This is a genomic window from Nitratiruptor sp. SB155-2 (genome assembly GCF_000010325.1).
Classification (GTDB): domain Bacteria; phylum Campylobacterota; class Campylobacteria; order Campylobacterales; family Nitratiruptoraceae; genus Nitratiruptor.
The window spans coordinates 576,741-600,616 of sequence record NC_009662.1 but is presented as its reverse complement, the minus strand read 5'-3'; the positions used below and the strand labels follow the sequence as shown (position 1 = coordinate 600,616).

The following is a 23,876-nucleotide window of genomic DNA, read 5'->3' as shown; positions in this document are numbered from 1 at the left end:
AACTTTGATGAAAAATTAAAAAAATATCAGGATAGACCATGCACTATAAATATAATAAGAGAGGTATCCAACCAAAAAATTTAGAATCCCCTTTTAATATAGATGAACTCTTTTTTTCCATAACTGACCCAAAAGGGATTATCCTTACAAGCAATGATGTTTTCGTTCATGTTTCGAAATTTTCAAAAGAAGAACTTATTGGAAAACCACACAACATCGTTCGACACCCAGACATGCCTAGAGTAATCTTTAAGGCTCTTTGGGACACAATAAAATCCAAAGAACCGTTTATTGGCTATGTTAAAAATATGGCAAAAGATGGTTCATACTATTGGGTTCTCGCTGCTGTCTACCCTATTTTAAACGAAAATGGAGAGATCGAAAAATTTATCTCTATACGGTTAAAACCAACATCAAAATATTTTAAAGCCATCCCTGATTTATATAAAGAGCTACTAGAGGTTGAAATCAAAGAAAATGTGAATAAAGCATATGAAGTACTACTAAAAAAAATTCGAGAGCTAGGCTTTGAATCTTATAACGATTATGCAAGAAGAATTTTTTTTGAAGAAGTACAAAGCAGAGAAAATATTCTCAATGAAAAAAGTGTAAAAAAACAAATTTGCCAAATCGATATCGAAAGTATTTTAGAAGAAAATTTAGAATACATTGATCAACTTTGTGAACTGCAAACGGTTTTTTATAGAATAAACCGTTATTTCAATGATATATTTGGGAAAGTAAACATTTTTCTTGATCTAAATAGCATATTAGAAGAAAAATCCAATTTTATTTTTTCATTAGCTGAAGATATTAGATTGCTCTCTCTTAATGCCTCCATAGAAAGTTATAAGGTTAAAAAAGAAGGAGTTTCATTTTCTACTCTATCACATGAGATGAGAAAAAATGCTGAAAATAGTGAGAGAAAAGTTTTAGAAATCAATACACTTATTGCGGATGCAAATAAAGATATTCAAGAAATCGGTTTCAATATTCTAACATTAAAACTTACTATTGAGATGATTTCGTATTTTATTGTAGAAATTATTAAAAACTATTCCAAAAAGAAAATTGAAGAATCAGTCAAGCATGAGACAATGTCAAATATTAACGAGCTTTTTAAACTAATTGATCTTTACACCAATAGTTTACAAAATGGTATGTTTAAATCTAAAAACATGCTACGTACAATTATTTATAACCTGGATGAACTCAATGTTTTAGTAAACAGACTCGATTTTATACATATCAACGGTATGATCGAGTCGGCCCATACTGAAAAAGAAGAAGGAGGGTTTCACATCATTTTTTCACAAATGCTTCATCTTATAGAGCGTGCAAAAACAGAAATTATCAATCTTGAGAACTCACTATATGATGCATCGGAAGAAAATGTCACCATCTTTAACATAACAAATATCACTATTCAAAAAATAAATAAAACAAAAAAGAGATATTTCAAATTTTAAGGAGTTAGAATTTTTTCCAACTCCTCAAAAGCTTTTTGTAAAATTCTGTCATGATACTTTTCACAATCACTCTTTAACGATTTTTTAAAGCTAAGACGTTTGATAACCTCTTTCGTAGCACCATTGGTTATAGCCTCTTTAAGCTCTTGATCAACATCAATATCTTGTTGGGCCATCTCCCATAATGTTATCCCAAATGCTCTGGAATATTTTATAGCGTCACTATCGGCAAGCACAAGATAGTTTCTATCTTTTTCACTGATATAATTGATAACACCTTTCGTATCGAAAAATCCATACTTATCGCCCAAAAAAATATCAAATTGTGACTCTACTTCTCTGTTTTCGTTCCATCTATTCAGAGCGAAAATCGTTTTTATTTCACTGTGTGCATTTTTAACTTTTTGATAAATGTTGATAGCGCTGGTTGCGTCAAGTTCTCCATCCATCAATGGAATAACCACTGCATCCAAGGCATAGATCATACCACTATCAATCAAAGCCTCTAAAACATAAACCGCTGTTTTATTTGCTCCCACATCCATAATAATACTTGTATCCATCAAAAGGATATCACGAAGCGTATCACGAAGATCTTGTCCGGAGATTCTAACCTTTTCAAGCCAAACTATTTTACTCTTATCAAAGGAGAGGCTGTCTTCATTCTCATCGTCAAATTCAAAAAACGAGATTGCCGAGCCCTGCTTTTCATACAAAAAGGGGGCGAGAAGCTGCATACTGATCGTACTTTTCCCAACTCCCCCTTTTGTATTGATGACGGCGATTTTATAGTGCTGCTGCATGAGACCCTCTAGAGGTTTTTGTTTATTATACCAAAAGAGGGTTCATATGCATTAGTGAGAACAGCCACAGCCTCCACCGCCTTGATTCCCTGCATCATACCCTGCAGTTGAACATGCGCTAACTCCTGGAGGGGTTGTTGGCTGGATCATTTCATTGCTTGCACCGCCCTCTTCATTCACTTTTTCGATAAAGTGCCATAGTTTATTCGCTGCTTGATGGTACCGTTTTGCTGTTTCACTCTCTGGATGGAAAAAAACGACAGGTTTACCCTCGTCCCCACCTTCTCTGATTGCCGGCTCGATCGGAATCTCCCCAAGCACACTGGTGCCATATTCTAACGCTACATCGTGGGCCGTTCCTTTCCCAAATATGTCACTTTCCGTGCTACAGTTTGGACAGATGAAACCACTCATATTTTCTACTATTCCAGCAATCGGAATATGGAGTTTTTTAAACATGTCGAGACTTCTTCTACTATCATCGAGGCTCACCATCTGTGGCGTAGTAACAGTGACACCTGCTGTAACGGGTACGCTTTGCGCTAGTGTCAACTGTGCATCACCCGTTCCTGGAGGCATGTCGATAAAAAGCACATCCAGATCACTCCACAAAATGTCTCTCAAAAACTGCTCGATCGCTTTCATGATCATGGCTCCTCGCCAGATGAGTGATTGACCCTCTTCCATAAGAACGCCCATACTCATCACTTCCACGCCATATTTCGTCTCGATTGGCTTCACTTTATTGCCGACGACTTCTGGCTGAACCCCAAGAATACCCATCATCCGTGGAACATTCGGACCATAGATATCTGCGTCCAAAATACCCACTTTTTTTCCCTGCATTGCAGTAGCGATTGCCAGGTTCACAGTTGTCGTCGATTTTCCAACTCCACCTTTACCGCTACTGATCATGACGAAATTCTTCACTTGAGGAGCAAGGTTCTTTCCTCTACTAGATGTCTCTCTTGGCATTTTTGGTTGCTTGATATTGACAATCACCTCTTTTGCACCTTCAAGTTCGAGCTTTTTGGTGATTTCATCTCGAAGCTGTTGGGCGACTTCTGGTGCACTGGATGTGATATCAAGTTCAACGGCAACTCTATCCCCATTGACTTCGATTCCTTTGACAAATCCAAAAGTAACTATATCTTTCGTAAAACCGGGGTATGTTACAGTGGATAAAACCTCCTGTACTTTTGCTTCATTTAGCATTGCAGCTCCTTTTTTTCAATTCGGATAGATTTTATCCTATTTAAGATTAAATTTTTATGATAGAAGAAATTAATGAAATGATATGAGACACCGGATATTAGGTTTGGTGATTAGTCATTGATGAGCGGATTCGAGACCTCAAGAAAATAACAATCAAACAAAATTTTCGACATTTTAGAGGTGCTTGCGATTTTTAATAGAAATTCCATTCATTTAAGTAGTATTCGATTGTTTCTAAGGTATCGAATGAAGAATAGAGCTAGGCTCTCGCCTATGCTCCATGTTTTTCGAGGATATCTTGTGTAATTTTGTAGCTACAAAACTTTGGTCCACACATGGAACAAAATTCCGCTTCTTTAAAAACATCTTGCGGCAATGTCTCATCGTGATACTCTCTCGCTCGATCCGGATCGAGTGCCAATTCGAACTGCTTATTCCAGTCAAATTTATATCTTGCATCACTCATAGCATCATCCACATCACGTGCCCCTTTTCTTCCTCTGGCAATATCCGCTGCATGGGCCGCAATTTTGTATGCAACTATTCCCTCTCTCACATCCTCGGCATTCGGAAGACCCAAATGCTCTTTTGGTGTGACATAGCAAAGCATACTCGCTCCATACCATCCAGCCATTGCAGCGCCTATGGCACTTGCGAGATGATCATATCCGGCGGCAATATCTGTAACAAGAGGTCCTAAAACATAAAATGGCGCTTCATGACAGTAGTCACGCTCAATTTTGATATTTCGCTCAATCTGATTCATCGGAACATGTCCAGGTCCCTCTATCATTACCTGCACATCTTTATCCCATGCTTTGAGAGTGAGTTCTCCCAAAACTTTCAACTCCTCAAGCTGTGCATCGTCACTCGCATCAGCCAAGCAACCAGGTCTGAGACTGTCTCCCAACGAGAGACTCACGTCATATTTTCGACAAATATCCAAAATATCGTCAAAAGCTGTATAGAATGGATTCTCTTTATGGTAATGCATCATCCATGCAGCCATCAAACTACCGCCCCTAGAAACGATCCCCATTTTCCTTTTGGCAACTAAAGGCATGAATCGAAGCAAAAATCCCGCATGGATCGTAAAATAGCTCACCCCTTGCTGTGCTTGGCGTTCAATCACTTCTAGCATCTTGTCAATAGTCAAATCTTCTATTTTATTGTTGCAATCATGCAAAATCTGATAGATGGGAACTGTTCCTATGGGAACTTCCGCATGCTTGATCACCTCTTCTCGTATCGCATCAAGATCGCCTCCCGTGGAGAGATCCATAATCGTGTCGGCACCGTACTTTTGGCACACTTTTACCTTTTCAACTTCCCCTGCCGCATCACTGGCCAAAGCAGAGCTTCCGATATTCGCATTGATTTTACACTTTGCTGCGATTCCTATCGCCATCGGCTTTTGATGCAGATGATTGATATTTGCTGGAATGATCATTCGACCTCGTGCCACCTCTTTTCGGATGAGCTCCGGATCGAGTCCTTCGACTTTTGCAACATACTCCATCTCTTCAGTGACAATACCTTGTCTTGCATAATACATCTGTGTACGAACACTATCTTTTTTTCGTTTTTCAACCCACTCTTTTCTCATCACAACTCCTTCATCCCTTAAATAAACAGGGGAATTTCCAAAATATTACTGAAAAAAGATAAAAAAAAGCTTTCGTAATGTATAATTTCGTAACAATTAAGAAAAAAGGATAATCTTTGTCCGATTTGACACTGGTGTTACTTGGTGCTGGAAATTCAAGTAGATTTGGTCTCGATGTCAAAAAACAGTGGCTTTGGTGCGGCAATGAGCCGCTGTGGCTCTATGTTACGAACAGATTCACAGATATGTTCCCCTTTCACGATGTTGTCATAACTGCCCATCCAAAAGAGATTCCATTTTATAAGAAATTTTGTCACCACACCATAGTAAAAGGAGCCGATACAAGACAGCAGTCTTTGCTCAATGCTCTTGAAATGGTCAAGACGCCTTATGTACTCGTTTCTGATATCGCTCGGCCATGTATTCAAAAAGAGGTTGTCCAAAAGATAATAGACAATAGATCGAAAGCTGCATGTATCGTTCCATATATACAACCTGCAGATACCGTTGTGTATAAAAATGAAACAATAGACAGAAACGAAGTGAAGCTTATCCAGACACCACAACTCTCAAGTACGGATATATTGCGTAAAGCCCTTACCCAAGGAAAAGAGTTTACCGATGAAAGTAGCGCTATTCAAGCATTGGGAGAAAAGGTCTTCTATATTCTAGGCAATAGAAAGCAACACAAGCTTACTTATAAAGAAGATATGAAACTCTTAAACTGTCTACAAAAGCCTTCAGCCACGAAACGTATAGGAAACGGCTTGGATGTACACGCTTTTTGTGAAGATAGAAAACTCTATCTATGTGGAATAGAAATCCCTTACGACAAAGGCCTTGCAGGCCATTCGGACGCAGATGTGGCCATTCATGCCCTCATCGATGCACTCCTTGGAGCAGCCGGTTTTGGTGATATCGGAGAGCTTTTTCCTGACAGCGATGAGACGTACAAAGATATCGACTCGAAAAAACTGCTTTGCGAAACGGTTCGGCTGCTGCGAGCATGCGGTTTTGTAATAGAACATGTCGATCTCACCATCGTTGCACAAAATCCGAAAATCGGTCCGTTTAAAGAGAAAATGAAAGAGAGTCTCCATGATCTTTTACAAATTCCTTATCATTTGATCAATCTTAAAGCAACAACAACGGAACATCTTGGATTTGTAGGAAGAAACGAAGGCATCGCCGCGATGGCGACAGCCACACTACACTATTTTGACTGGAGTGAAATATGAAAGTACTTATCGTAGAAAACGAAATCTATCTAGCCCAAAGTATCGCTACAAAACTCTCTGAAATTGGATTTACCTGTGAAACGGCAGCTAGTATCAAAGATGCATTGCAAGAACAAAATTTTGACATTGTTCTCCTTTCGACCAATATCAATGGACAAGATTTCTATCCAGTCATCGAAGCGTACAAAGACAAGATCATTATCCTTTTAGTCTCTTACATCTCCCAAGATACTGTATCCGATCCATTAAAAGCCGGGGCAAACGACTATATTCTCAAACCTTTTATGATTGAAGAGCTTATACGCAAAATAAGACATTTTATTGAACATGAAAGGCTTGTAAAAGAGAATAGAACCTATAGGCAATATCTCAAAAATAGTTTCAGAGGGTTCTCTATCGACAATATATCGATAAAAGATCCTTTGCCACTTTTCATAACGACAAATTATCAGCGATATGCAGATGCGTATGCCTTTGCCTATGCTGATATGGTCGATGAACCGTTCGTCTACTATACTCTCAACGACAAAGGAGCTATCAACCAAATCAAAAGTGAAGATCCTACACAACTTCTCTATATTACAGATTTTCAAAACCTGAAAAAAAGTGAAAAAATACAATTTTTGGAGATAATAGCAAATAAACGAGCAATCATATCCTCGACCGAAAAAGAGTCAGAGGAGATCCCTTTTAAGCAGATAGAACTCAAAAGCGACAACAAGGTGTTCGATAGAAATGACATCATGACGATCGATGAATATGTCAAATATATCATCATCAACTATCAGTACAAATTTCCTGACACTACCATCTCGAAAAAGTTGGGAATTTCACGTAAAAGCCTTTGGGAAAAAAGGAAAAAGTATGAAATCTTCAAGAAAAAATAGATCTTTATTTATTGATCAAGAGGCAGTATCGACGCTGGCAATGGTACAAGAGGGCCTTTTGCACCCAGTTGACAAGCTGATGAACCAAAAAGAGGCGCAAGAGGTCGATTCTACAAAAGAGTACAAAGGCAAGTCGTTTCCTTTCTCCTTCCTACTCGCACCCAGTGGAAAAAAAAATGAAGAGATTCTTCGTTCGCTCAAATCGGGGGAACATGTAGACCTTATCAGCAATGGCAAACATGTAGGCTCAATAGACGTAGAAGAGGTTTTCCCCATCGATCCCATTGAGAGGCTTAAAAATATTTACGGTACGGCGGATATTTCACATCCAGGAATCGAAGCAACTTTGAAGCGACTTGGAAACTATGCGGTCTCTGGTACCTTTCACGTGGAGTTTGAAGACGTCAAAAAAGCAAAAGAGGAGATTGCAAAACGCAAAAAGGAGCTCAAGGCAAAAGAGGTAAGCGCCATCATGCTTGCAGCCAAACCATTGCATAGGGCCCATGAAAGGCTTATTCGATCCACTCTTGAGCATAGTGATCTTGTGGTTCTTTTTTTATTGAAGCCCTATGTCAATGATCAATTCTCTTATGAATTACGATACAAAACAGTGGACTATTTTGTCAAAAACTATCTTCCGAAAAATAGAGTCATCACCGTTCCACTGGAAAACACCTATATTTTTGCAGGTTTCAATGAACTTATTCTCGATGCCATTGTAGCGCAAAACTTTGGATGCACCCGCTTGGTCGTAGGGAAAAACCATGCAGGATTGGGGCTGTATTACGACAAAAACAGTTTAAAAAGTGTTTTTGACAATCTCAAAGGTATCAATATTCAAATAGAGATGGTCAATGAATTCGTCTACTGTGACAAATGTAAAACATTGGTCAGCACAGAAACCTGTCCACATGGAAGTCACCACCATATCTCTTACCATGCTGATTCTATCTTGGAACTTTTAAAACTGGGGCTACTTCCCCCTGCTGTTTTGGTACGAAAGGAGATCAGTGCGATACTGCTCAGTGAACTTTTTCCAAAACGCTTTAAAAATCTTGAAAAACTGTATGCAGACCTCATCCCAAACAGTGGCATTTTGGAAAAACATACTGAAAAAGATTTCTATATTCAACTGATGAAACTCTATCAGACAACCTCTTTGACATAGGAGACAGATGAGACGCTTTTTTCTCACAGGATGCTATACAGGAACCCTCCCAAAAGCCCCGGGAACGTGGGGAACACTTTTTGGCGCTTTGCTCGGTGGACTTTTTTTGCATTTCTTACCCCAATCCAGCCTCTTTTTACTGGTTATTCTTGTAACAATCGTCGCCATCAAAGAGATCAATCTATACGAACAAGAAACAAACACTCATGACGATCCATCTATCGTTATCGATGAAATCGCAGGCATCTGGCTTTCCTACTCTATCTTGCCAAGTACACATCTCATTTGGCTAGCAGTAGCATTTGTACTCTTTCGGTTTTTCGATATCACAAAACCCTCCTATATCAAAAAATTGGATCGCATGCCAGGAGGTTTAGGCGTTATGGCAGATGACCTCTTGGCAGGTCTTTTGGCTGGACTTTTGACAGGACTCATATATGTCGGAGTGGAAAAACTTCTATGAATATCGCATTTGAGTATCCTTGGTTCTTAACCCTGTTGCCACTTGTTGTATGTTTTATTCAGTGCAAGAGAGAACATCTCAAAATCTACTTTGCAAAAACCAATCTGTTTCCACGGTTTCAGATCCGATTCACTTTTCTACCGCTTCTTACATTCCTTCTCTTTGTCATAGCTCTATCCAATCCGTTTCTCTACTCCTCTATCAAACTGGATGATCGGAAAGGAAGAGATCTTGTTTTGGCTCTGGATGCAAGTGGGTCGATGGAGGAGAGCCTCTATGATGAAAAGAGCAAATTTGAAGTGGTCAAATCGATGGCGCAAAACTTTTTCCATAAACGCTTTGATGACAATATCGGTATCGTCATCTTTGGCTCCTTCGCCTACATTGCCGCTCCTCTTACATACGATACAAAGGCTCTTGATTTTTTGATAAACTACCTGGAACCCTCCATTGCCGGCAACAATACCGCCATTGGCGAAGGGTTGTGGCAAGGCATCAAGGCGTTGCAAGCCGATACTGCAAAACAAAAGGTCCTCATCCTCATAACTGACGGTCATCACAACAGCGGCTCCATATCGCCTCGACAAGCGGTAGAGAAAGCAAAGAAGCTAGGTATCAAAATCTATACGATTGGTCTTGGGGACGCGGACAAACATCTTTTAGAGCAGATCGCAAAGGAAAGTGGCGGAAAATTTTTCTATGCAAAAAGTGAAGAGGATCTACAATCAATCTTCAGTGAACTCAACAAGCTTGAGCCAAGTCCTATTAGAAGCGGAAGTTATGAAAACAAACGGTACCTTTTTACCTATTTTCTAATTGCAGCACTGCTGCTTCTTGGCATGCAGCTTTACAGGAGCTATCGATGAGTTTTGCAGCTTGGCATTGGCTTTTTCTCATCATTCCAACGCTCCTTCTTTTTTGGTTGATCCGCGAAAAGAGAGAGAGCGTTCCTTTGCCAAAAGAGCTTATCATTACCCAAAGCAGCAATAAAATAAAGCTATTACCTATCGTTCTCATTTTTCTTTTTATCGCATTGGCAAGACCTGTACTACTCAAACCAAAAACGAGTTCCACTTCCCTACAACCTCTTTTTATCGCCCTGGATATGTCGGCAAGTATGATGGCTCAAGATATCAAACCAAACAGACTCACGTACGCGAAAAGGGCTATAGAAGAACTGATCCAAAAAACGAATCACAAAATCGCTCTTATTGTATTTACTTCAAATCCTCTTATCATTGCACCTCCAACAACGGATAAGGCAATTCTTTTACAAGCCTTGCACAGCATCGATCCCAAAAATATCATGACAAAATCCACCAATATCCAAAAGCTCCTCGATTTTGTCTCTGTGTTTCAAGGAAGTATCGATCTGGCGCTTTTCAGTGATGGCGGAGAAGAAAAAATCCTCCATAAACCAAAAAATATACGACTGCATTTCGTTCAAATCGCCACCAAAGAGGGAGCACTCATCCCAACATCTGAAGGATTCCTCAAACATGATGGCAAACTGGTTGTAACAAGACTCAATGAAGATATCAATCAATACGTTGACTTTGTCTATCCATACGATCAATACCTAGATATTTTAAATAACATAGAGACAAAAGTCACTAAAACCCAGAAGATGGAGAGAGTCGAACTCTTTTTTATTCCACTTCTCATTGCAACGCTACTCATTCTATACATTTATACGACAATATTTGAGAAAATTCGCTCCTTCATCCCTCTTATGATTGCATTTTCACTTCCAATGCATGCATCCTTGCTGGATGAATGGAAACTGCAAAAAGGATACGAAGCCTATTACAATACAGAGTATCAAAAAAGCATCGCATACTTCCACAACCTCCCCTATATAGAAGCACGCTATGCTGAGGCTATGGCTTTGATGAAACTTGGAAAATATAGAAAAGCTGCAAATATCCTCAAATCCATCAAAACAACAGATGTGGCGCTCAAGGCTAGAATCTATGAAGCCCTTGGAGTATGTTATGAAAAAATGAGAAAATATGATGTAGCTTTGGAGTATTACGTTTTGGCGGCTCAATTCAAACCAAATAAAGATTTGATCAAAAAAATAGAAGATTTGGCCTTGAAAAAAAGGCCCAAAAAACTGCTTCTTCCTTTTTCAAAAAAGCGTATCATCAAAAAAGAGCATAGCAAAAACGACAAAGGCAAGAGTGCTGGAAGCAGCAATCTCCAAACAGCAGGTCTTGCAAGTTCGAGCCGTGGAGGAAAGAAAACGAAACAAAAGAGCCAAAGTGTCACTACTAAAGGAAGCAGCATGCCACTTGGCTCAAGACTCTATGATTTGATCAACAAAGGATATATCCATGAAAAAAATCCTTGGTAGTCTCCTCTTTTGTATCGCCCTTCTTGCGGGCGATTACAATATCACTATCAATAAAAATGAAGCGTTCGTCAAAGAGCCTATCCATTTGAAACTCACCTATTTCGCAAAAAACAAAGAGACTATTTTATGGGTGAAATTCGCTCCAAAAGCGACAAAAGACTTCAAAGTGATTCTGCTTAAAAAAAGCTCTCCTAGCTTCGGATACGAAAACGAGTATCTCATTTTCCCTCTCAAAGAGGGGAACTTGCAGCTTCCAGTGGAGCTCAAAGTCAAAAGAGCCTCCAAACAAGAAATACAAACCGATATTTTAGGGACAGGATATGAGCAGACCAAAATAATTGAAGGCAAAATAACATCATACGATATCAAACCACTACACATTGTTGTCAAAAAGACACCGAAAGCCGATCTCTATGGCGATTTTCGCATCCATTTACAACTTGACAAAACCAAAGCCAAAGCGTATGAGCCAGTCTATGCAACTCTGAAAATTACCGGAGTCGGTTTTGATCACATTCCACCCATTCAGCTGCAAACCGATCCAAAAGTCAAGATCTTGCAAGACAAGCCTCAACATACCGTAGAATTTGCACCGGATGGAGCACATGTTCGGTATGAAATTTCATATGCACTCATTGAAAAACGCGATTTTGATATAGAGCCTTTGGATCTTAAAATGTTTGATTACCGATCACTCCAGAGAGTTTCAACTCCCAAATATCATATCACAGTCAAAAAAACTCCTATTCAGCCAGATACGACCAATAATCCTCCGAAAATAGAGCCAGTTTTTCATACTTTCAAAAAGATTCTTACCTATATTTTTATCTTTTTTGCCGGACTTCTCACTGGGCTACTTCTTTTTGTTATCTTTAAAAGACGCTATCAAAAACGATTTGAAATCCTTTTAGCCAAAGATGAAAGAAATCTTTTGCAGATTTTAGCACCCCTTCCGGGCTTTGAAGAGGAAAAAGAGCTTCTCAATGCTGCGATAAGTCGTAACAAGAAAGTGTCATTATCGAAAATCAAGAAAAAAATCCTAAAGGAAATGCGATGATTTTTCAATCTATCAAATCCCAAATCCAAAAAGTGATCGTCGGTCAAGAGGAGATGGTGGATGCCATCATCTTGGCACTTCTGTGCGAAGGTCATGTATTGTTGGAGGGTTTACCGGGGCTTGCCAAAACGACTACTATCAAAACCCTTGCGCAGGCTCTTGGTATCGATTCAAAACGGGTACAATTCACACCCGATCTTTTGCCAAGCGATATAACTGGAGCACAAATATTCAATCCAAAAACGGGTGATTTTACGATAAAACATGGTCCAATTTTTACGAACCTCCTTTTAGCAGACGAGATAAACAGAGCTCCGGCAAAGGTGCAATCGGCTCTACTTGAAGCGATGCAAGAAAGACAAGTCACGATCGCTGAAAAAAGTTTTCAACTTCCATTTCCTTTTGTAGTGATGGCAACCCAAAACCCGATAGAACAAGAGGGAACATACCGGCTTCCCGAAGCGCAACTGGATCGCTTTATGTTCAAAATAGAGCTTGGATACAACACTCCCCAAGAAGAGCTTGAAATATTGGAACGGTTTGAAAAGAAAAATGAGGTACGGGTCGAAAAAGTCCTTTCAAGTGAAGAGCTCCAAAAAGCGAAAGAGCAAGTGGAGTCTATCCATATCGAAAAGGCCCTAAAAAGCTATATTGTCCAGATCATCCAAGCCACGAGGGATCACCCGGACACCATGTTCGGAAGCAGCCCTAGAGGCAGTATCGATCTATTAAAAGCCTCAAAAGCTGTTGCTTTTAAAAATGGACGCGACTTCGTCACACCTAAAGATATCCTCGATATTATAAAGCCGACCCTACGCCATAGGATTATTCTAAGCTATGAAGCACGAGCGGAAGGGAAAAGTGCCGATATGGTGATAGAATCCATCATCAAAGAAGTACCTATTCCATGAAACAGCTCATCATAAAAGCAAAAAAGGCAGTCTACGCCCACCAACATGGAATCTTTAGTGCTAGCATAGGAGAGGGATTTGATTTTGTAGAACTAACGGAATATGACTATGTCAGTGACGCAAAAAAGATCGATTGGATTGCCTATGCCAAGAGTGGTGAAGCCTATATGAAACTCTATCAAGAGGAGCATATGCGAAACATTACAATCATTCCGCTTCTTAGTGGGTCACTCTATTTTGGATTTTCGAGACTTAAATGGGAAATGCTCCTTGAAGCAGTTGTGCTTGTAGGATTTTCTGCATTAGCCTCAAAAGACAATCTCACATGGGTTTCAATCGATAATAAAGCAGATCTATTGCGTATTTCAAATGAATATGAGTTGGAAAAACTGTTTTTGACTTTTTCGAAAGAATCCATCATAGGGAAATCCGTCACTTTCAATATAGATCAACTTTTTTACCGATTGGATCAAAAGCATCTCATCATTCTACTTGGCGACTTTTTAGATCCAATCTCTTTGAAACTTCTTCCTACCAAACATGAAGTGGTTGTCATCGCATTTGCAAACAGAGCGAAACACTTCTCTAAAGAAGCTATTCTCAAAGATACCCAAAACCTTAATGAAAAGAGCGTAAAACTCACTCCTAAAACCATCGATACATACATTAAAAAAACAGATACTCTCCAACAAGAACATTTGATGCAACTAAAAAAACAAGGATGCGATATGCTCACAATTTATGAGGATGAAGATATCTTCACAAAACTGCAACTCTTTTTCGGGAGTCGATAATGGATCTACTGCCTTTGCCAAAGTTTCACCATCTTCTCATGGCAACCATAGTTATTGCCCTCCTTATTATTCCTACACTTTTTGTAGCTGCCATTGTCAAGAAAAAAAAGAAAAAGAGCATATCCAAGCCCCCAAAAGATATCTATGAACTGAGTATCGCTTTACAAGAGTTGGCACCAAATGATAGAAGAGTTCAAGAAGTCTTAGAAGAGATCGCAGCGTACAAATATAATCCTCAAGCTCCTCAAATCCCTAAGAAGCTTGTTCAAAAGATGAAAAGACTCTATAAGGAGTTACAAAAAAACAAATCACCGGGAAGAGGGAAATTTAGCCAAATTTCCCAGTGATGTACTCTTCGGAGAGCTTCACTTTTGGATTGATAAAGAAATCTTCTGTAATACCGAGCTCTATAAGCTCTCCCATATACATGAAGGCTGTATAGTCGCTAATCCTTGCAGCTTGCTGCATGTTGTGAGTTACGATAACTATGGTCATCTGATCTTTGAGCTCGATCACCAACTCCTCAATCGCTTGGGTACTGATAGGGTCGAGTGCACTGGTCGGTTCGTCAAAAAGCAACACTTTTGGCTTCACTGCCACCGCTCGTGCAATACAGAGACGCTGCTGCTGCCCACCTGAGAGGGCATTGGCATCATCTTTGAGTCTATCTTTCACCTCATCCCACAAAGCAGCACCCTTTAAAGCCTCTTCCACTCTATCCTTTAGTTCAGTTTTGTTTTTAATCCCTTGAAGCCTCAGTCCATAAGCGACATTATCAAAAATACTCATAGGAAAAGGGGTCGGTTTTTGAAAAATCATCCCTATTTTGATACGAAGTGCAATGAGGTCAATCTTTTTTTCCAGAATATTTCTTCCTTCAAAAAGAACTTCACCTTCATACCGATTTCCCGGATAGAGATCATGAATACGATTGAGGCTTCTGAGAAGTGTCGATTTCCCACATCCGCTAGGACCTATAAGCGCTGTCACTCTGTTTTTTGCAACTGGAAGTGTAATATTTTTAAGTGCCGGTCTATCGCTTCCTTTATAATAGAAGCTAAAATTTTTAATCTCAATCTCTTTTGGCTCTTTCACTTCACACAACACTGCCATTACTTAACCTTTTTCTTGATAATCATTCGGCCTATTATATTCACAAAAAGCACAAAAGCACCTAAAATAAATGCTGCGGCCCATCCAAGCTTGATCCAATCATCATATGGACTCGTCGCAAAATTAAACATTGTAACAGTCAAAGAAGCCATGGCTTCATCTAAATTCGTCGTATAGAAATTGTTATTGAAGGATGTAAAAAGAAGTGGAGCCGTCTCACCTGCAATCCTTGCAATGGAGAGTAAAATCCCTGTAAGCATACCAACTTTTGCCCCCCGATAGACCACTTGCATAATCACTTTATATTTTGGAGCTCCCAGGGCATAGGCAGCTTCTCGTAGCTGTTTGGAAACGAGGGAAAGCATATCATCTGTCGTTCTTAATACTATCGGAATCATCATGATGGCCAGGGCCACAGCACCTGCCCAACCACTAAAATGTCCTACAGGGGCTACTAGTATTGCATAAACAAAAGCGCCAATAACGATAGAAGGAGCACTCATCATAATATCACTAATGTCTCTTAAAAAGTTGGAAAATTTGGAGTTCCCACCATATTCACTCAAATATGTCCCAGCCATGATACCAAGAGGAATACCGATCAAAGAAGCCACACCAACTAGAATCAATTGCCCCACAAGAGCATTTCTCAGTCCCCCTTCACGCCCTGGAGGAGCCGTATCAAGGGTGAAAATTTTGATGCTCATTGCATCCAACCCTTTACTAAACAGAACCCATAAAATCCAAAAGAGGAAAAAGAGACCTATAAGAGCGGCTATTGTCGATAAGGACATAATAATAACATTGATTATTTTTCTTTTTCTCATTTTACAGCCCTTAATTTTCTAAGAAAGTAGAACTTCGCAAAAGCGATCACAATGAAACTGATAACGAATAAAATGAGAGCAAGGTAAAAGAGGCTTGAATAGTACAGATCGCTGTCTGCTTCTGTAAACTCATTTGCCAATGTCACAGGTATACTGGTTGCCGGATCGGTCAAATGTTTTGGGATTTTGTGTGCATTCCCCATAACAAATGTCACTGCCATCGTTTCACCAATGGCACGTCCAAGGGCCAGGATGATGGATCCAATGATTCCGGCTTTTGCAAAAGGAATCACCACATCTTTGACCACATCCCACTTTGTAGCACCCAAAGCGTAGGCTGACTCTTTCAAAACATCTGGCGTTGTATTCATACTGTCTCTGGTGATTGCAGCCATAAACGGCAAGATCATAATAGCAAGTACTATACCAGCCGTTAGTAATCCAAGACCATTGCCACCAAACCACTCCCTGATATAAGGTGCAAAGAAAAAGAGACCCCACATACCATAGATAATGGAAGGAATAGCAGCAAGCATCTCAATTGCCGTTCCTATAGGGCCTTTCAGTTTCGCATGAGCGATCTCTGTCAAAAATATAGCTACCCCTATAGCCATCGGTGTAGCGATGAGCATAGCGATGAGCGTGGACATTATGGAGCCATAGATCGCAGGAAGTCCTCCAAAAATCTCCATGTTTGGCGCCCATCTTGTATTGATCAAAAACTTCCAGCCAAAAGCATTGATTGCAGGAAGCGCTTCTTTCAACAAAATTGCAAAAATTGCGACAAGCACTATCAAAACGGAGACTGCCGATATCAGCGCTATATGTTTAAAAAGAAAATCGAGGGCTTTTCTCATGTGGAGATGCTCCTATGTTTTTGCGAAGATTATATTACAAGATGATTTCATTTTGGTTACAATATTCGGCGAAAAGATCGCCGATTAGTTTAGAAGAACCATTGAGTGGTAAATTTGAGTCTTTTGACTTTTTTATCTCCTACATTGACATCATAATCATCTTCTTGATATGCGATACCAACTTTTGTAGAGTTGCCTCTTAGATACCAGTTGATACCCGCGATTTTGGATCTCATATCATATCCGTTTGCATCCTCGAGCTTATCCCATTTCTCATATCGAGCAAACGGAGCTATATAGTAGAGCGATGGGATAACATACTCACCAGTAACGTACCAACCATTCGATGTACCTACTTGTGCATTGTTCCAGTCACTCACAACACCATCAAATTTGAAATATTCTGCCTGAACAAATGCACCTTTATAGTGTGCTGAAAGTTCATAGTTGATAAGAGTATGATCGAGTTTTACCGCTTTTCCACTACCGTCTACAAAATTGATATCTGGACTTTTCCAATAGGCTGCACCAATGGAGAAATGTTTTCCTTGTGCAAAATATGTTTCTGTTCTTTTCTTCTCTTCCCAACCATCAAATGGTGATAGGACAATTTTCCCACCATAGAAGAACTCATCTTGATGAAAACCACTTGCAGTAGAACTACTAAATTTCTTTCCTCGAGCATCTTTGAGTTTTCCAGAGTAGACACCATCACCCATAGCAATTTGATAGGCGATTTTGTGCTTCCAGTTTCCATACATCTGGATGTTTGTTGCCCGTCTGTTGTGTGAGATATATTGTGCAGCCTCATCTGCGACATGAGGTCGATCATAATGGATTACATAAGCAGATTTTACAGTTTCAGTTCTTGATACATCGATTTTACCTCGATAGAGTTTAAAGTTTGCAAGGGATGTCCCAAAAGGTTTTTTGATTTTCAAATAGGCATCACCGACATTAAACTCTTTTTCACCGCTATCTCGATAGTTCGCTTTATCGTTTCGAATATCCATAGTAAAAGAGGTGTGTTTGCCAAATCCAGCTGTCACTTCAAAGCGCACCCGTCTTAGATATGCATCCCAAAAATCCTCTTCAGTAACGCCTGTCGCTTTGTTTTCCTCTTTATAGTTTTCAAACGTTCCCATCACACGAACTCCGAATTTCATGTACATATCTGGATTGTCAAAAGGACGAACGAGCATATTTGGTCCAGTCTCTTTTCCAAGCAAGAACTCCGGAGAATTTTTCTTGATGACATGAAAATGCGTTTGTAAAGTGTTTTTATAAGGCAACTCTTTTTTTATTTCACCAAGAGCCTCTTTTTTTAACTCGTCTTTACTAATGAACTCTCCCAAAGCCACTCTGTTTGGCCCAGGCTTTGTATAGATAGCACCTGTATCTTTATCTTGATACAAAGTGATCGTTGAAGCAAACGCAGAAGTAGCTACTAGTGCAACCAAACTTAATGCAATCTTTTTCATTTGTTTCCTTCCTTTAATTTTTCTATTTGCTCTCAGGAGCGATACCGTGTATTTTCCAGTACTCTCGAATCTTCTCTTTAGTAGATGCCGGGAGCGGGATGTATCCAAGTTTCTTCGCCGCTGCATCACCATGTTTGAATGCCCAGTCAAAAAATGCTGTCACTTTTTTATTCGTTTCGGTTTTCTCTCTTGGAAGTAAAATAAATGTTCCAGCTACAATCGGATAACTGTTATCTCCTGGTTGAAGCGCCAACACCTGATAGAAATGGTTCTTTGGACCCCATTTCGCATGCGCAGCTGCCGCTTTGAAATTTTCTTCAGTAGGTTGTACCCATTTTCCGCTTTTTGTCTGAATAACTGCAGCAGCAAAATTGTTTTTTAGTTTATATGCATATTCAACATATCCGATGCTGTATGGCGTTTGTTTGATAAGATTACTTACCCCTTCATTTCCTTTTCCGCCAAGTCCAACCGGCCAATCTACAGCTTTTCCTGTTCCGACATTGTTTGCCCACTCTTCACTCACTCCACTCAAATAGTATGTAAAGTTGAACGTTGTTCCGCTGCCATCACTTCTATGAACCACTACAATTTTCTTATGAGGAAGTTTTACTCCCGGATTGTCTTCAGCGATCGCTTTATCGTCCCAAAATTGTATTTTTCCTAGAAATATATCAGCAACATCTCTGTTTTCAAGTTTGAGCTGCATATCACCTATGCCCGGGATATTGTATGCAAGGACGATGCTTCCGATAACTGCAGGAAATTGGTAAAGTCTCTTTCTATCAAGTTGTTTTGGTTTCAGCGGTTTGTCACTTGCACCAAAATCTACCGTTCTTGCGCTGATCTGTTTGATTCCGCCACCACTTCCGATAGATTGATAGTTCACTTCGACACCAGTGGCCTTTTGGTAATCGTATGCCCATTCATAATAGACTGGGGCTGGAAATGTCGCTCCTGCTCCGCTGATCTTGTCTGCATTTGCCGCACTAACCAGATTCATTACAGCAGCTGCTATCAAGCTTACTTTTTTCAGCATTGATGCTCCTTTGTTTGTTTTCCACACCGAAATGATAAGGTAACAAGGTTACAAAATGGTTACAAGGCTGTTATCAAAATGTAATCAAAATGATGTACAATTGATAAAAAACAAATCATAAGGATCAGAATGCTTAAAAATTATCAAGAGAGGCTGGAACACATTAACAAACTCGTATCCGATGCTGCCGAAAAAGTCATCAACGCACACAAGATTGCACTAGATTCTTTCAAAAACAAAGACATTAATGAGTTTAAATCGGTTTCAGAACTCGTCAAATCTCTTGATAACGAGGCAAGAGATATAGATAACGAAGTAGTAAAAACAATTGCTCTTTTTGGTCCTGAAGCAAGTCAACTAAGAGAGCTCATAGCCTATATCAAACTGACAAATGAGATAGTGCGCGTAGGTGACTACGCCAAATCATACGCAAAAAACATGGCAAAACATATAAAAAACGAGATCGAATTTACTCTGTTGGATAACTATATCATTCAACTGCACGAAACAGCTATAGAAGCACTTGAATACTCTTTAAGAATTTTACGAATCGAAAATCTTGATGATGTAGAAGAACTTTATCGCAAAACTCTTGTTGAAGAGAGTAAAACAGATGAAATTTTCACACTTTTTGAAAAAGAACTATTAGAAAATCTATGCAAAGATACGACAAAACTCACTGACTTTTTAAATGTATTGTCTTCATGTAGAAAATTGGAAAGAACGGCAGATAGAGCCGTAGAGATTGCAAAACTTTTGATGTTTGCTAAAAAAGGTGGAAGATTAGAGAATTTCTAAATCTCCTCTTCCACCTCTTCAAAATCTTCTAAAATTTTTGCCAAAACTTTTTTGAATTCTTGAAACTTTGCCTTTTTGTTATCAAAAATAGGCTTGGAATTCGGAAATGCCTGGCTTAGCTGATCGTAAATATCGACCTTCTCCTGTCCTACCTTTTCAATCACCTCAAATAGATTTGCCAAAGCCTCTTTGGAAGTAATCGAGCGAAGAATATCTCGGATCATTCTTTTTCGCTCTCGAACCTGTACATCTTCCTCGATCATCAGCCCGATAATCTTAATATCGAGTCTGCTATAGTAGACGCCACAGTTGACAGGTGCAAGCATATATTTTTGAACTGTTTCAATAAACCCTTCCACCTCTTCAGCAGGTTCACACCCTATTTCGCACGCCTCTTCCTCTTTGAAATCTTTTGCAGCCTTCAGGGCATCAAACTCTTTTCTCAAATCATCTAGATTGAAATCCATATTCTTTTCCTTGCCTTTGATATTTTATACTAACTAAATAAAGCGAAACAGTTGTAAATTTTAGCAAAGAAAAAGCGTTAAAAAAAGTGCACTCTACCCGTAGGGCAGCCGTAGCTGTTTGCACTTTTTAGCTTTTTTGTAGCGTTAAAAATTTACACTCTTGTTGAGTGTATTTAGTTAGTACCGATATTTTGTGATAGTTCAAATAGTTTTTGATCGTCTATCAACGTTTCATTAGGTGCTGTAACAAACTTGAATGCGTCACCCTCTTTGTAACTCATTATCAAATATCCATCGAGTCCAAAAAAATCAGCCGACTTTTTCTGAAATTCTGGCATAAAAATAGTCACTTCCACCTTCGAGTCTTTCAGGTTGTGTATAAAAAAACCAAAATCCTCTTCATTGATATTTATGCCTATCATAAAAAGATTTTTCGATGCAATCTCTTTATTGACAACCGAAATAAACTGTTTTCCAAATACATCCGTACCTGCTACGGCTATCAGTTTTTTCCCATGAATATCTGCTGGATTCATCCTATCCCCCATAAACTTTTTGCCTCTTCCTCTTCCACTTTACATCGTGGACAAACCTGTTCACCCCCTGTATAGGTAAAGAAATTGCCACAGTCGATACATCGAACCACATTGAATCTTGCCAAGATTTTCTGAGAAGGCTCAAAAAACTCTTTTGTATCGAACGTTTCGGCAAGCTGAATACTCTTCTTTTCGCATACATCATGACATAGATGACATCGAACACATAGCAGTGGATCAAAAAGAATCGCATCCATTTTTCTGGTTGTACTCAGAGCCTCGGTAGGACAGATTCGATAACATATAGAACAGTTATCGCATGATTCATCAATTGTTTTATCCGATGTAAAACTTAGATATCTGTTTTCAAGCATCTTATATTCGTGTGGTTTTCCCATCTTTTTCAAAAGTGTAAAAAGAAGTTTCCTTTTGTTGGGAATGCTTTTTTCCTTGATCGCTTTGGCTCCTGCCGCATCAAGAGCGATCTCTGGATTATCCAAGGAATCCAGTTTTGATTCAAACTCACTTTTGGCTTGGGCCACTTTTTTCAAAGAAAAAAGATTGAAAAATTCTCTTCTGTTTGGTTCATTCTCTTTGATTTTTGCGAGTAGTTCGGCTTTGATCTCTTTGCCACCAATCGTTTGCAGCACGTAATTGGCTTCGCTAACCATATCTTCGATAGCCGGAAAGCATTTTTCCTGGAGTTCACACTCTTTGCAATGCCCGATATCGAGAACGATATCCTTTACAAGCCCCAAAGCAATCATATACTCCGTACCGAGTGCAGCCAAGCAGACAAAGTTCGTTTTGCAGCTAATAACACTCTCTTCTTGATTTAAAAACTCGAAAAAGAAATTGGTTACACTAAAATCACTCAAACTCAGTGCCTCTGTCGGACATACACCAACGCAGCCTCCACACTCTATACATTTATCTTGATAAATCGCAACTCCCGCCTCTTTCGTTTCAATAGCATCAGCCGGGCAGATTGCTTCACATCTATCGCATGTACTGAATTTTGAATAGTAACGAACGCAACTTGCCGGATTGAGATTTAGCATGTTTGACTCAAGTACTCGTTATCTTCAAGTAAAAACTCTAGAGCCAATTTCGCTGCATCTTTGTAAAAAGGCGTTCTTGCCTGCTCAGCCACGTTGATCAAATACATTGGGGCAAATTGGAGAAGATGCTCATGCAAAAATCTCTTTTGTTCCTCTTTTATCTTTTGAACAGCCTCTTCATCTCCTTCACTCTCGGCCTTTTTTTGTGCATTGGTCAAAAGATTCATAAATTCAAGCTCAACCCCAATGTGATCAGGGCTCACTACCCTAGCCTTTTCATAATCGACTCTATAGCCAAAATCGTTATACACTTGAAGTACTGGATTTGCTCCACCACTTTCAATCATGCCGTCTTCTCTTGTATAAAAGGTCTCATATGGAATAAGATGCATGATAGCAATATCGGTAAAATCAACATTGAGCAGTTCATTTATAAGCTTATATCGACTTCGTTTTTGTCGCTCTTCCCACTCGAAATAGTTTGGGAAAAGTTCTTGGAAATTTGGAAGTTTTTCGATTCTTGCTAATGTATCGGGATCCATTTCAATGAGAAAAATTCTTGATACTAGACCATACATAGCATTTCTATTTGCAGTAATATCCACTTGGACAATCCTTTGAATATAGTATAATTGTATCCTATCCAAGAGCAGCTTTAAAACCAATTATTGGAGCGCCTTAATGAAAAAGATGTGGACTCTTTTAGCTGTATCTCTTTGTTTGATTGCAGCCGAAACCAATGAATCAATAGGAGCAAAACTCTATACAAAACATGGCTGTTATGGCTGCCATGGAATCAATGCCGAAGGTGCAAACAGCTTTCCAAAACTTGCTGGAAAAAGTGAGCACTATATTAAAAAAAGACTACTTGGCTACAAAAACGGGACAATCCACTCAAACCGAGCCAATATGATGGCACCGTTTGCTAAAGCGTTAAATGATGAAGAAATTCAAGCAATTGCACATTATCTTCATTCATTGGGTAACAAGAAAAAACTATTTGACGAGGAACGCTATTTTCAAGATTATGAGATTGGAAGCAGTAGTGGAAGCTGATTAATAATTTGACTCTAAATCCCTTTTTATCTTGAAAAGAGTAATAAGAAGAGTATTTAGATGATTTTGACAAATATCATAAATTACTTCTGCATCTAAATCAAAATAGTGATGCGAAATAAAATCCCGTATTCCCTTTACTTTTTTCCATTCAACTTGAGGATATTGTTCTAAAAGGCTTTTATGTGTTATTTTATCTATCTTTTTTAAACTTTCACCTATTGCTATAAACTTCATACAGATACTATCTAATTTTTCTTGTCCCTCTTCGCTATGGATAAAATCTTCATATGATTTTGCAAAATTGCATCTTTTTTGAATAGTTTTTACAGCATCAATAATCTGTTCTATTATCTCTACCACAAGATTTCTATCATACATTAATACCATCTTTAAAAATATGTTTTTTAAGGCTATGATTCATGTGATCTCTAATCCTCACAATATCTACAGAAGCCTGAAAAGCTTTTTCTAATTCTTCTTTCAATTCATAAAGTTTGAAATAATCACTAATAGGAGTTTTTACAGCAATATCAATATCGCTTTGTTTATTTGCTTTCTCTTTTGCATAGGAGCCAAAAAGAACGATTTGTGATATTTTGTATTTCTTTTTTAATTCATTTTTATGTTTTTTTAGATAAGAGAGAATTTCATTTTTATCCATATTTTTCTCC

General features: G+C 38.9%; 27 protein-coding genes. 13 read left to right on the top strand and 14 right to left on the bottom strand.

Annotation, left to right across the window (positions count from 1 at the left end; genetic code table 11):
* The first annotated feature begins 38 nt into the window (after positions 1-38).
* Positions 39-1,469 carry a methyl-accepting chemotaxis protein gene (locus NIS_RS09975; protein ID WP_012081976.1) on the top strand — a complete coding sequence of 477 codons (1,431 nt, stop codon included), beginning with the start codon at positions 39-41 and terminating at the stop codon, positions 1,467-1,469.
* Here the strand turns inward: NIS_RS09975 and NIS_RS03290 are convergent.
* The 3 genes from NIS_RS03290 to thiC form a co-directional block, all read right to left on the bottom strand.
* Positions 1,466-2,272 (bottom strand): ParA family protein, encoded by an 807-nt coding sequence (locus tag NIS_RS03290; protein ID WP_012081975.1) that lies wholly within the window; start codon positions 2,270-2,272, stop codon positions 1,466-1,468. The genes NIS_RS09975 and NIS_RS03290 overlap by 4 nt on opposite strands.
* 51 nt (positions 2,273-2,323) lie before the next feature.
* On the bottom strand, positions 2,324-3,487 hold the full coding sequence (locus NIS_RS03285) for an Mrp/NBP35 family ATP-binding protein (RefSeq protein ID WP_012081974.1): 1,164 nt from the start codon (positions 3,485-3,487) through the stop codon (positions 2,324-2,326).
* 271 nt (positions 3,488-3,758) lie between these two features.
* On the bottom strand, positions 3,759-5,093 hold the full coding sequence (gene thiC, locus NIS_RS03280) for a phosphomethylpyrimidine synthase ThiC (RefSeq protein WP_012081973.1): 1,335 nt from the start codon (positions 5,091-5,093) through the stop codon (positions 3,759-3,761).
* Positions 5,094-5,209: 116 nt separating this feature from the next.
* On the opposite strand from thiC, the gene NIS_RS03275 reads away from it, so the two are divergent.
* The 10 genes from NIS_RS03275 to NIS_RS03230 are packed head-to-tail and all read left to right on the top strand — an operon-like array spanning position 5,210 to position 14,314.
* Complete coding sequence (locus tag NIS_RS03275) at positions 5,210-6,331, top strand: bifunctional 2-C-methyl-D-erythritol 4-phosphate cytidylyltransferase/2-C-methyl-D-erythritol 2,4-cyclodiphosphate synthase (RefSeq protein ID WP_012081972.1); 1,122 nt, start codon at positions 5,210-5,212, stop codon at positions 6,329-6,331.
* Positions 6,328-7,218 (top strand): response regulator, encoded by an 891-nt coding sequence (locus NIS_RS03270; RefSeq protein ID WP_012081971.1) that lies wholly within the window; start codon positions 6,328-6,330, stop codon positions 7,216-7,218. The genes NIS_RS03275 and NIS_RS03270 overlap by 4 nt, the downstream gene beginning before the upstream one ends.
* Positions 7,196-8,386, top strand: coding sequence for a sulfate adenylyltransferase (locus NIS_RS03265; protein WP_012081970.1), 1,191 nt, complete (start codon positions 7,196-7,198; stop codon positions 8,384-8,386). The genes NIS_RS03270 and NIS_RS03265 overlap by 23 nt, the downstream gene beginning before the upstream one ends.
* A 7-nt stretch (positions 8,387-8,393) precedes the next feature.
* Positions 8,394-8,849: a phosphatidylglycerophosphatase A family protein gene (locus NIS_RS03260; protein ID WP_012081969.1), complete on the top strand. Its 456-nt coding sequence runs from the start codon at positions 8,394-8,396 to the stop codon at positions 8,847-8,849.
* Positions 8,846-9,715: a vWA domain-containing protein gene (locus NIS_RS03255; protein ID WP_012081968.1), complete on the top strand. Its 870-nt coding sequence runs from the start codon at positions 8,846-8,848 to the stop codon at positions 9,713-9,715. The genes NIS_RS03260 and NIS_RS03255 overlap by 4 nt, the downstream gene beginning before the upstream one ends.
* Positions 9,712-11,205, top strand: a complete 1,494-nt coding sequence (locus NIS_RS03250) for a VWA domain-containing protein (protein ID WP_012081967.1) — start codon at positions 9,712-9,714, stop codon at positions 11,203-11,205. Before NIS_RS03255 ends, NIS_RS03250 begins: the two co-directional genes overlap by 4 nt.
* A complete protein-coding gene (locus NIS_RS03245; protein ID WP_012081966.1) occupies positions 11,186-12,262 on the top strand; it encodes a BatD family protein in 1,077 nt (358 codons plus the stop codon). The genes NIS_RS03250 and NIS_RS03245 overlap by 20 nt, the downstream gene beginning before the upstream one ends.
* Positions 12,259-13,173 carry an AAA family ATPase gene (locus tag NIS_RS03240; RefSeq protein ID WP_012081965.1) on the top strand — a complete coding sequence of 305 codons (915 nt, stop codon included), beginning with the start codon at positions 12,259-12,261 and terminating at the stop codon, positions 13,171-13,173. The genes NIS_RS03245 and NIS_RS03240 overlap by 4 nt, the downstream gene beginning before the upstream one ends.
* The gene (locus tag NIS_RS03235; protein ID WP_012081964.1) at positions 13,170-13,967 is read left to right on the top strand and encodes a DUF58 domain-containing protein; all 798 of its coding nucleotides are present in this window, start codon (positions 13,170-13,172) and stop codon (positions 13,965-13,967) included. Before NIS_RS03240 ends, NIS_RS03235 begins: the two co-directional genes overlap by 4 nt.
* Entirely contained in the window at positions 13,967-14,314 is a 348-nt protein-coding gene (locus NIS_RS03230; RefSeq protein ID WP_041353996.1) for a hypothetical protein, read from the top strand. Before NIS_RS03235 ends, NIS_RS03230 begins: the two co-directional genes overlap by 1 nt.
* On the opposite strand, the gene pstB is transcribed toward NIS_RS03230, so the two are convergent.
* The 5 genes from pstB to pstS all read right to left on the bottom strand — a co-directional run bounded on the left by pstB (position 14,295) and on the right by pstS (position 19,284).
* Positions 14,295-15,080 carry a phosphate ABC transporter ATP-binding protein PstB gene (gene pstB / locus NIS_RS03225; RefSeq protein WP_012081963.1) on the bottom strand — a complete coding sequence of 262 codons (786 nt, stop codon included), beginning with the start codon at positions 15,078-15,080 and terminating at the stop codon, positions 14,295-14,297. The genes NIS_RS03230 and pstB overlap by 20 nt on opposite strands.
* Positions 15,080-15,907: a phosphate ABC transporter permease PstA gene (pstA, locus tag NIS_RS03220; protein WP_012081962.1), complete on the bottom strand. Its 828-nt coding sequence runs from the start codon at positions 15,905-15,907 to the stop codon at positions 15,080-15,082. The genes pstB and pstA overlap by 1 nt, the downstream gene beginning before the upstream one ends.
* Positions 15,904-16,764, bottom strand: a complete 861-nt coding sequence (gene pstC, locus NIS_RS03215; protein WP_012081961.1) for a phosphate ABC transporter permease subunit PstC — start codon at positions 16,762-16,764, stop codon at positions 15,904-15,906. The genes pstA and pstC overlap by 4 nt, the downstream gene beginning before the upstream one ends.
* Positions 16,765-16,853: 89 nt before the next feature.
* Positions 16,854-18,245, bottom strand: a complete 1,392-nt coding sequence (locus tag NIS_RS03210) for a hypothetical protein (RefSeq protein ID WP_012081960.1) — start codon at positions 18,243-18,245, stop codon at positions 16,854-16,856.
* Positions 18,246-18,267: 22 nt separating this feature from the next.
* Positions 18,268-19,284 (bottom strand): phosphate ABC transporter substrate-binding protein PstS, encoded by a 1,017-nt coding sequence (gene pstS, locus NIS_RS03205; protein WP_012081959.1) that lies wholly within the window; start codon positions 19,282-19,284, stop codon positions 18,268-18,270.
* Positions 19,285-19,413: 129 nt separating this feature from the next.
* Between pstS and NIS_RS03200 the strand changes: the two genes are divergently transcribed.
* Entirely contained in the window at positions 19,414-20,082 is a 669-nt protein-coding gene (locus NIS_RS03200; RefSeq protein ID WP_012081958.1) for a phosphate signaling complex PhoU family protein, read from the top strand.
* On the opposite strand, the gene NIS_RS03195 is transcribed toward NIS_RS03200, so the two are convergent.
* From NIS_RS03195 to NIS_RS03180, 4 genes are all read right to left on the bottom strand, one after another.
* Positions 20,079-20,549 carry a hypothetical protein gene (locus tag NIS_RS03195; RefSeq protein ID WP_012081957.1) on the bottom strand — a complete coding sequence of 157 codons (471 nt, stop codon included), beginning with the start codon at positions 20,547-20,549 and terminating at the stop codon, positions 20,079-20,081. The two genes, NIS_RS03200 and NIS_RS03195, sit on opposite strands and share 4 nt — an antisense overlap.
* 173 nt (positions 20,550-20,722) lie before the next feature.
* Positions 20,723-21,085 carry a hypothetical protein gene (locus tag NIS_RS03190; protein ID WP_012081956.1) on the bottom strand — a complete coding sequence of 121 codons (363 nt, stop codon included), beginning with the start codon at positions 21,083-21,085 and terminating at the stop codon, positions 20,723-20,725.
* Positions 21,082-22,146 carry a 4Fe-4S dicluster domain-containing protein gene (locus NIS_RS03185; protein ID WP_012081955.1) on the bottom strand — a complete coding sequence of 355 codons (1,065 nt, stop codon included), beginning with the start codon at positions 22,144-22,146 and terminating at the stop codon, positions 21,082-21,084. The genes NIS_RS03190 and NIS_RS03185 overlap by 4 nt, the downstream gene beginning before the upstream one ends.
* Complete coding sequence (locus tag NIS_RS03180; RefSeq protein ID WP_012081954.1) at positions 22,140-22,751, bottom strand: TorD/DmsD family molecular chaperone; 612 nt, start codon at positions 22,749-22,751, stop codon at positions 22,140-22,142. The genes NIS_RS03185 and NIS_RS03180 overlap by 7 nt, the downstream gene beginning before the upstream one ends.
* A gap of 76 nt (positions 22,752-22,827) precedes the next feature.
* Here NIS_RS03180 and NIS_RS03175 point away from each other — a divergent pair, with 76 nt between their 5' ends.
* Complete coding sequence (locus tag NIS_RS03175; protein ID WP_012081953.1) at positions 22,828-23,202, top strand: c-type cytochrome; 375 nt, start codon at positions 22,828-22,830, stop codon at positions 23,200-23,202.
* On the opposite strand, the gene NIS_RS03170 is transcribed toward NIS_RS03175, so the two are convergent.
* Positions 23,203-23,583 carry a HepT-like ribonuclease domain-containing protein gene (locus NIS_RS03170; protein ID WP_012081952.1) on the bottom strand — a complete coding sequence of 127 codons (381 nt, stop codon included), beginning with the start codon at positions 23,581-23,583 and terminating at the stop codon, positions 23,203-23,205.
* Positions 23,576-23,866 carry a type VII toxin-antitoxin system MntA family adenylyltransferase antitoxin gene (locus tag NIS_RS03165; protein WP_012081951.1) on the bottom strand — a complete coding sequence of 97 codons (291 nt, stop codon included), beginning with the start codon at positions 23,864-23,866 and terminating at the stop codon, positions 23,576-23,578. The genes NIS_RS03170 and NIS_RS03165 overlap by 8 nt, the downstream gene beginning before the upstream one ends.
* Positions 23,867-23,876: the final 10 nt, after the last annotated feature.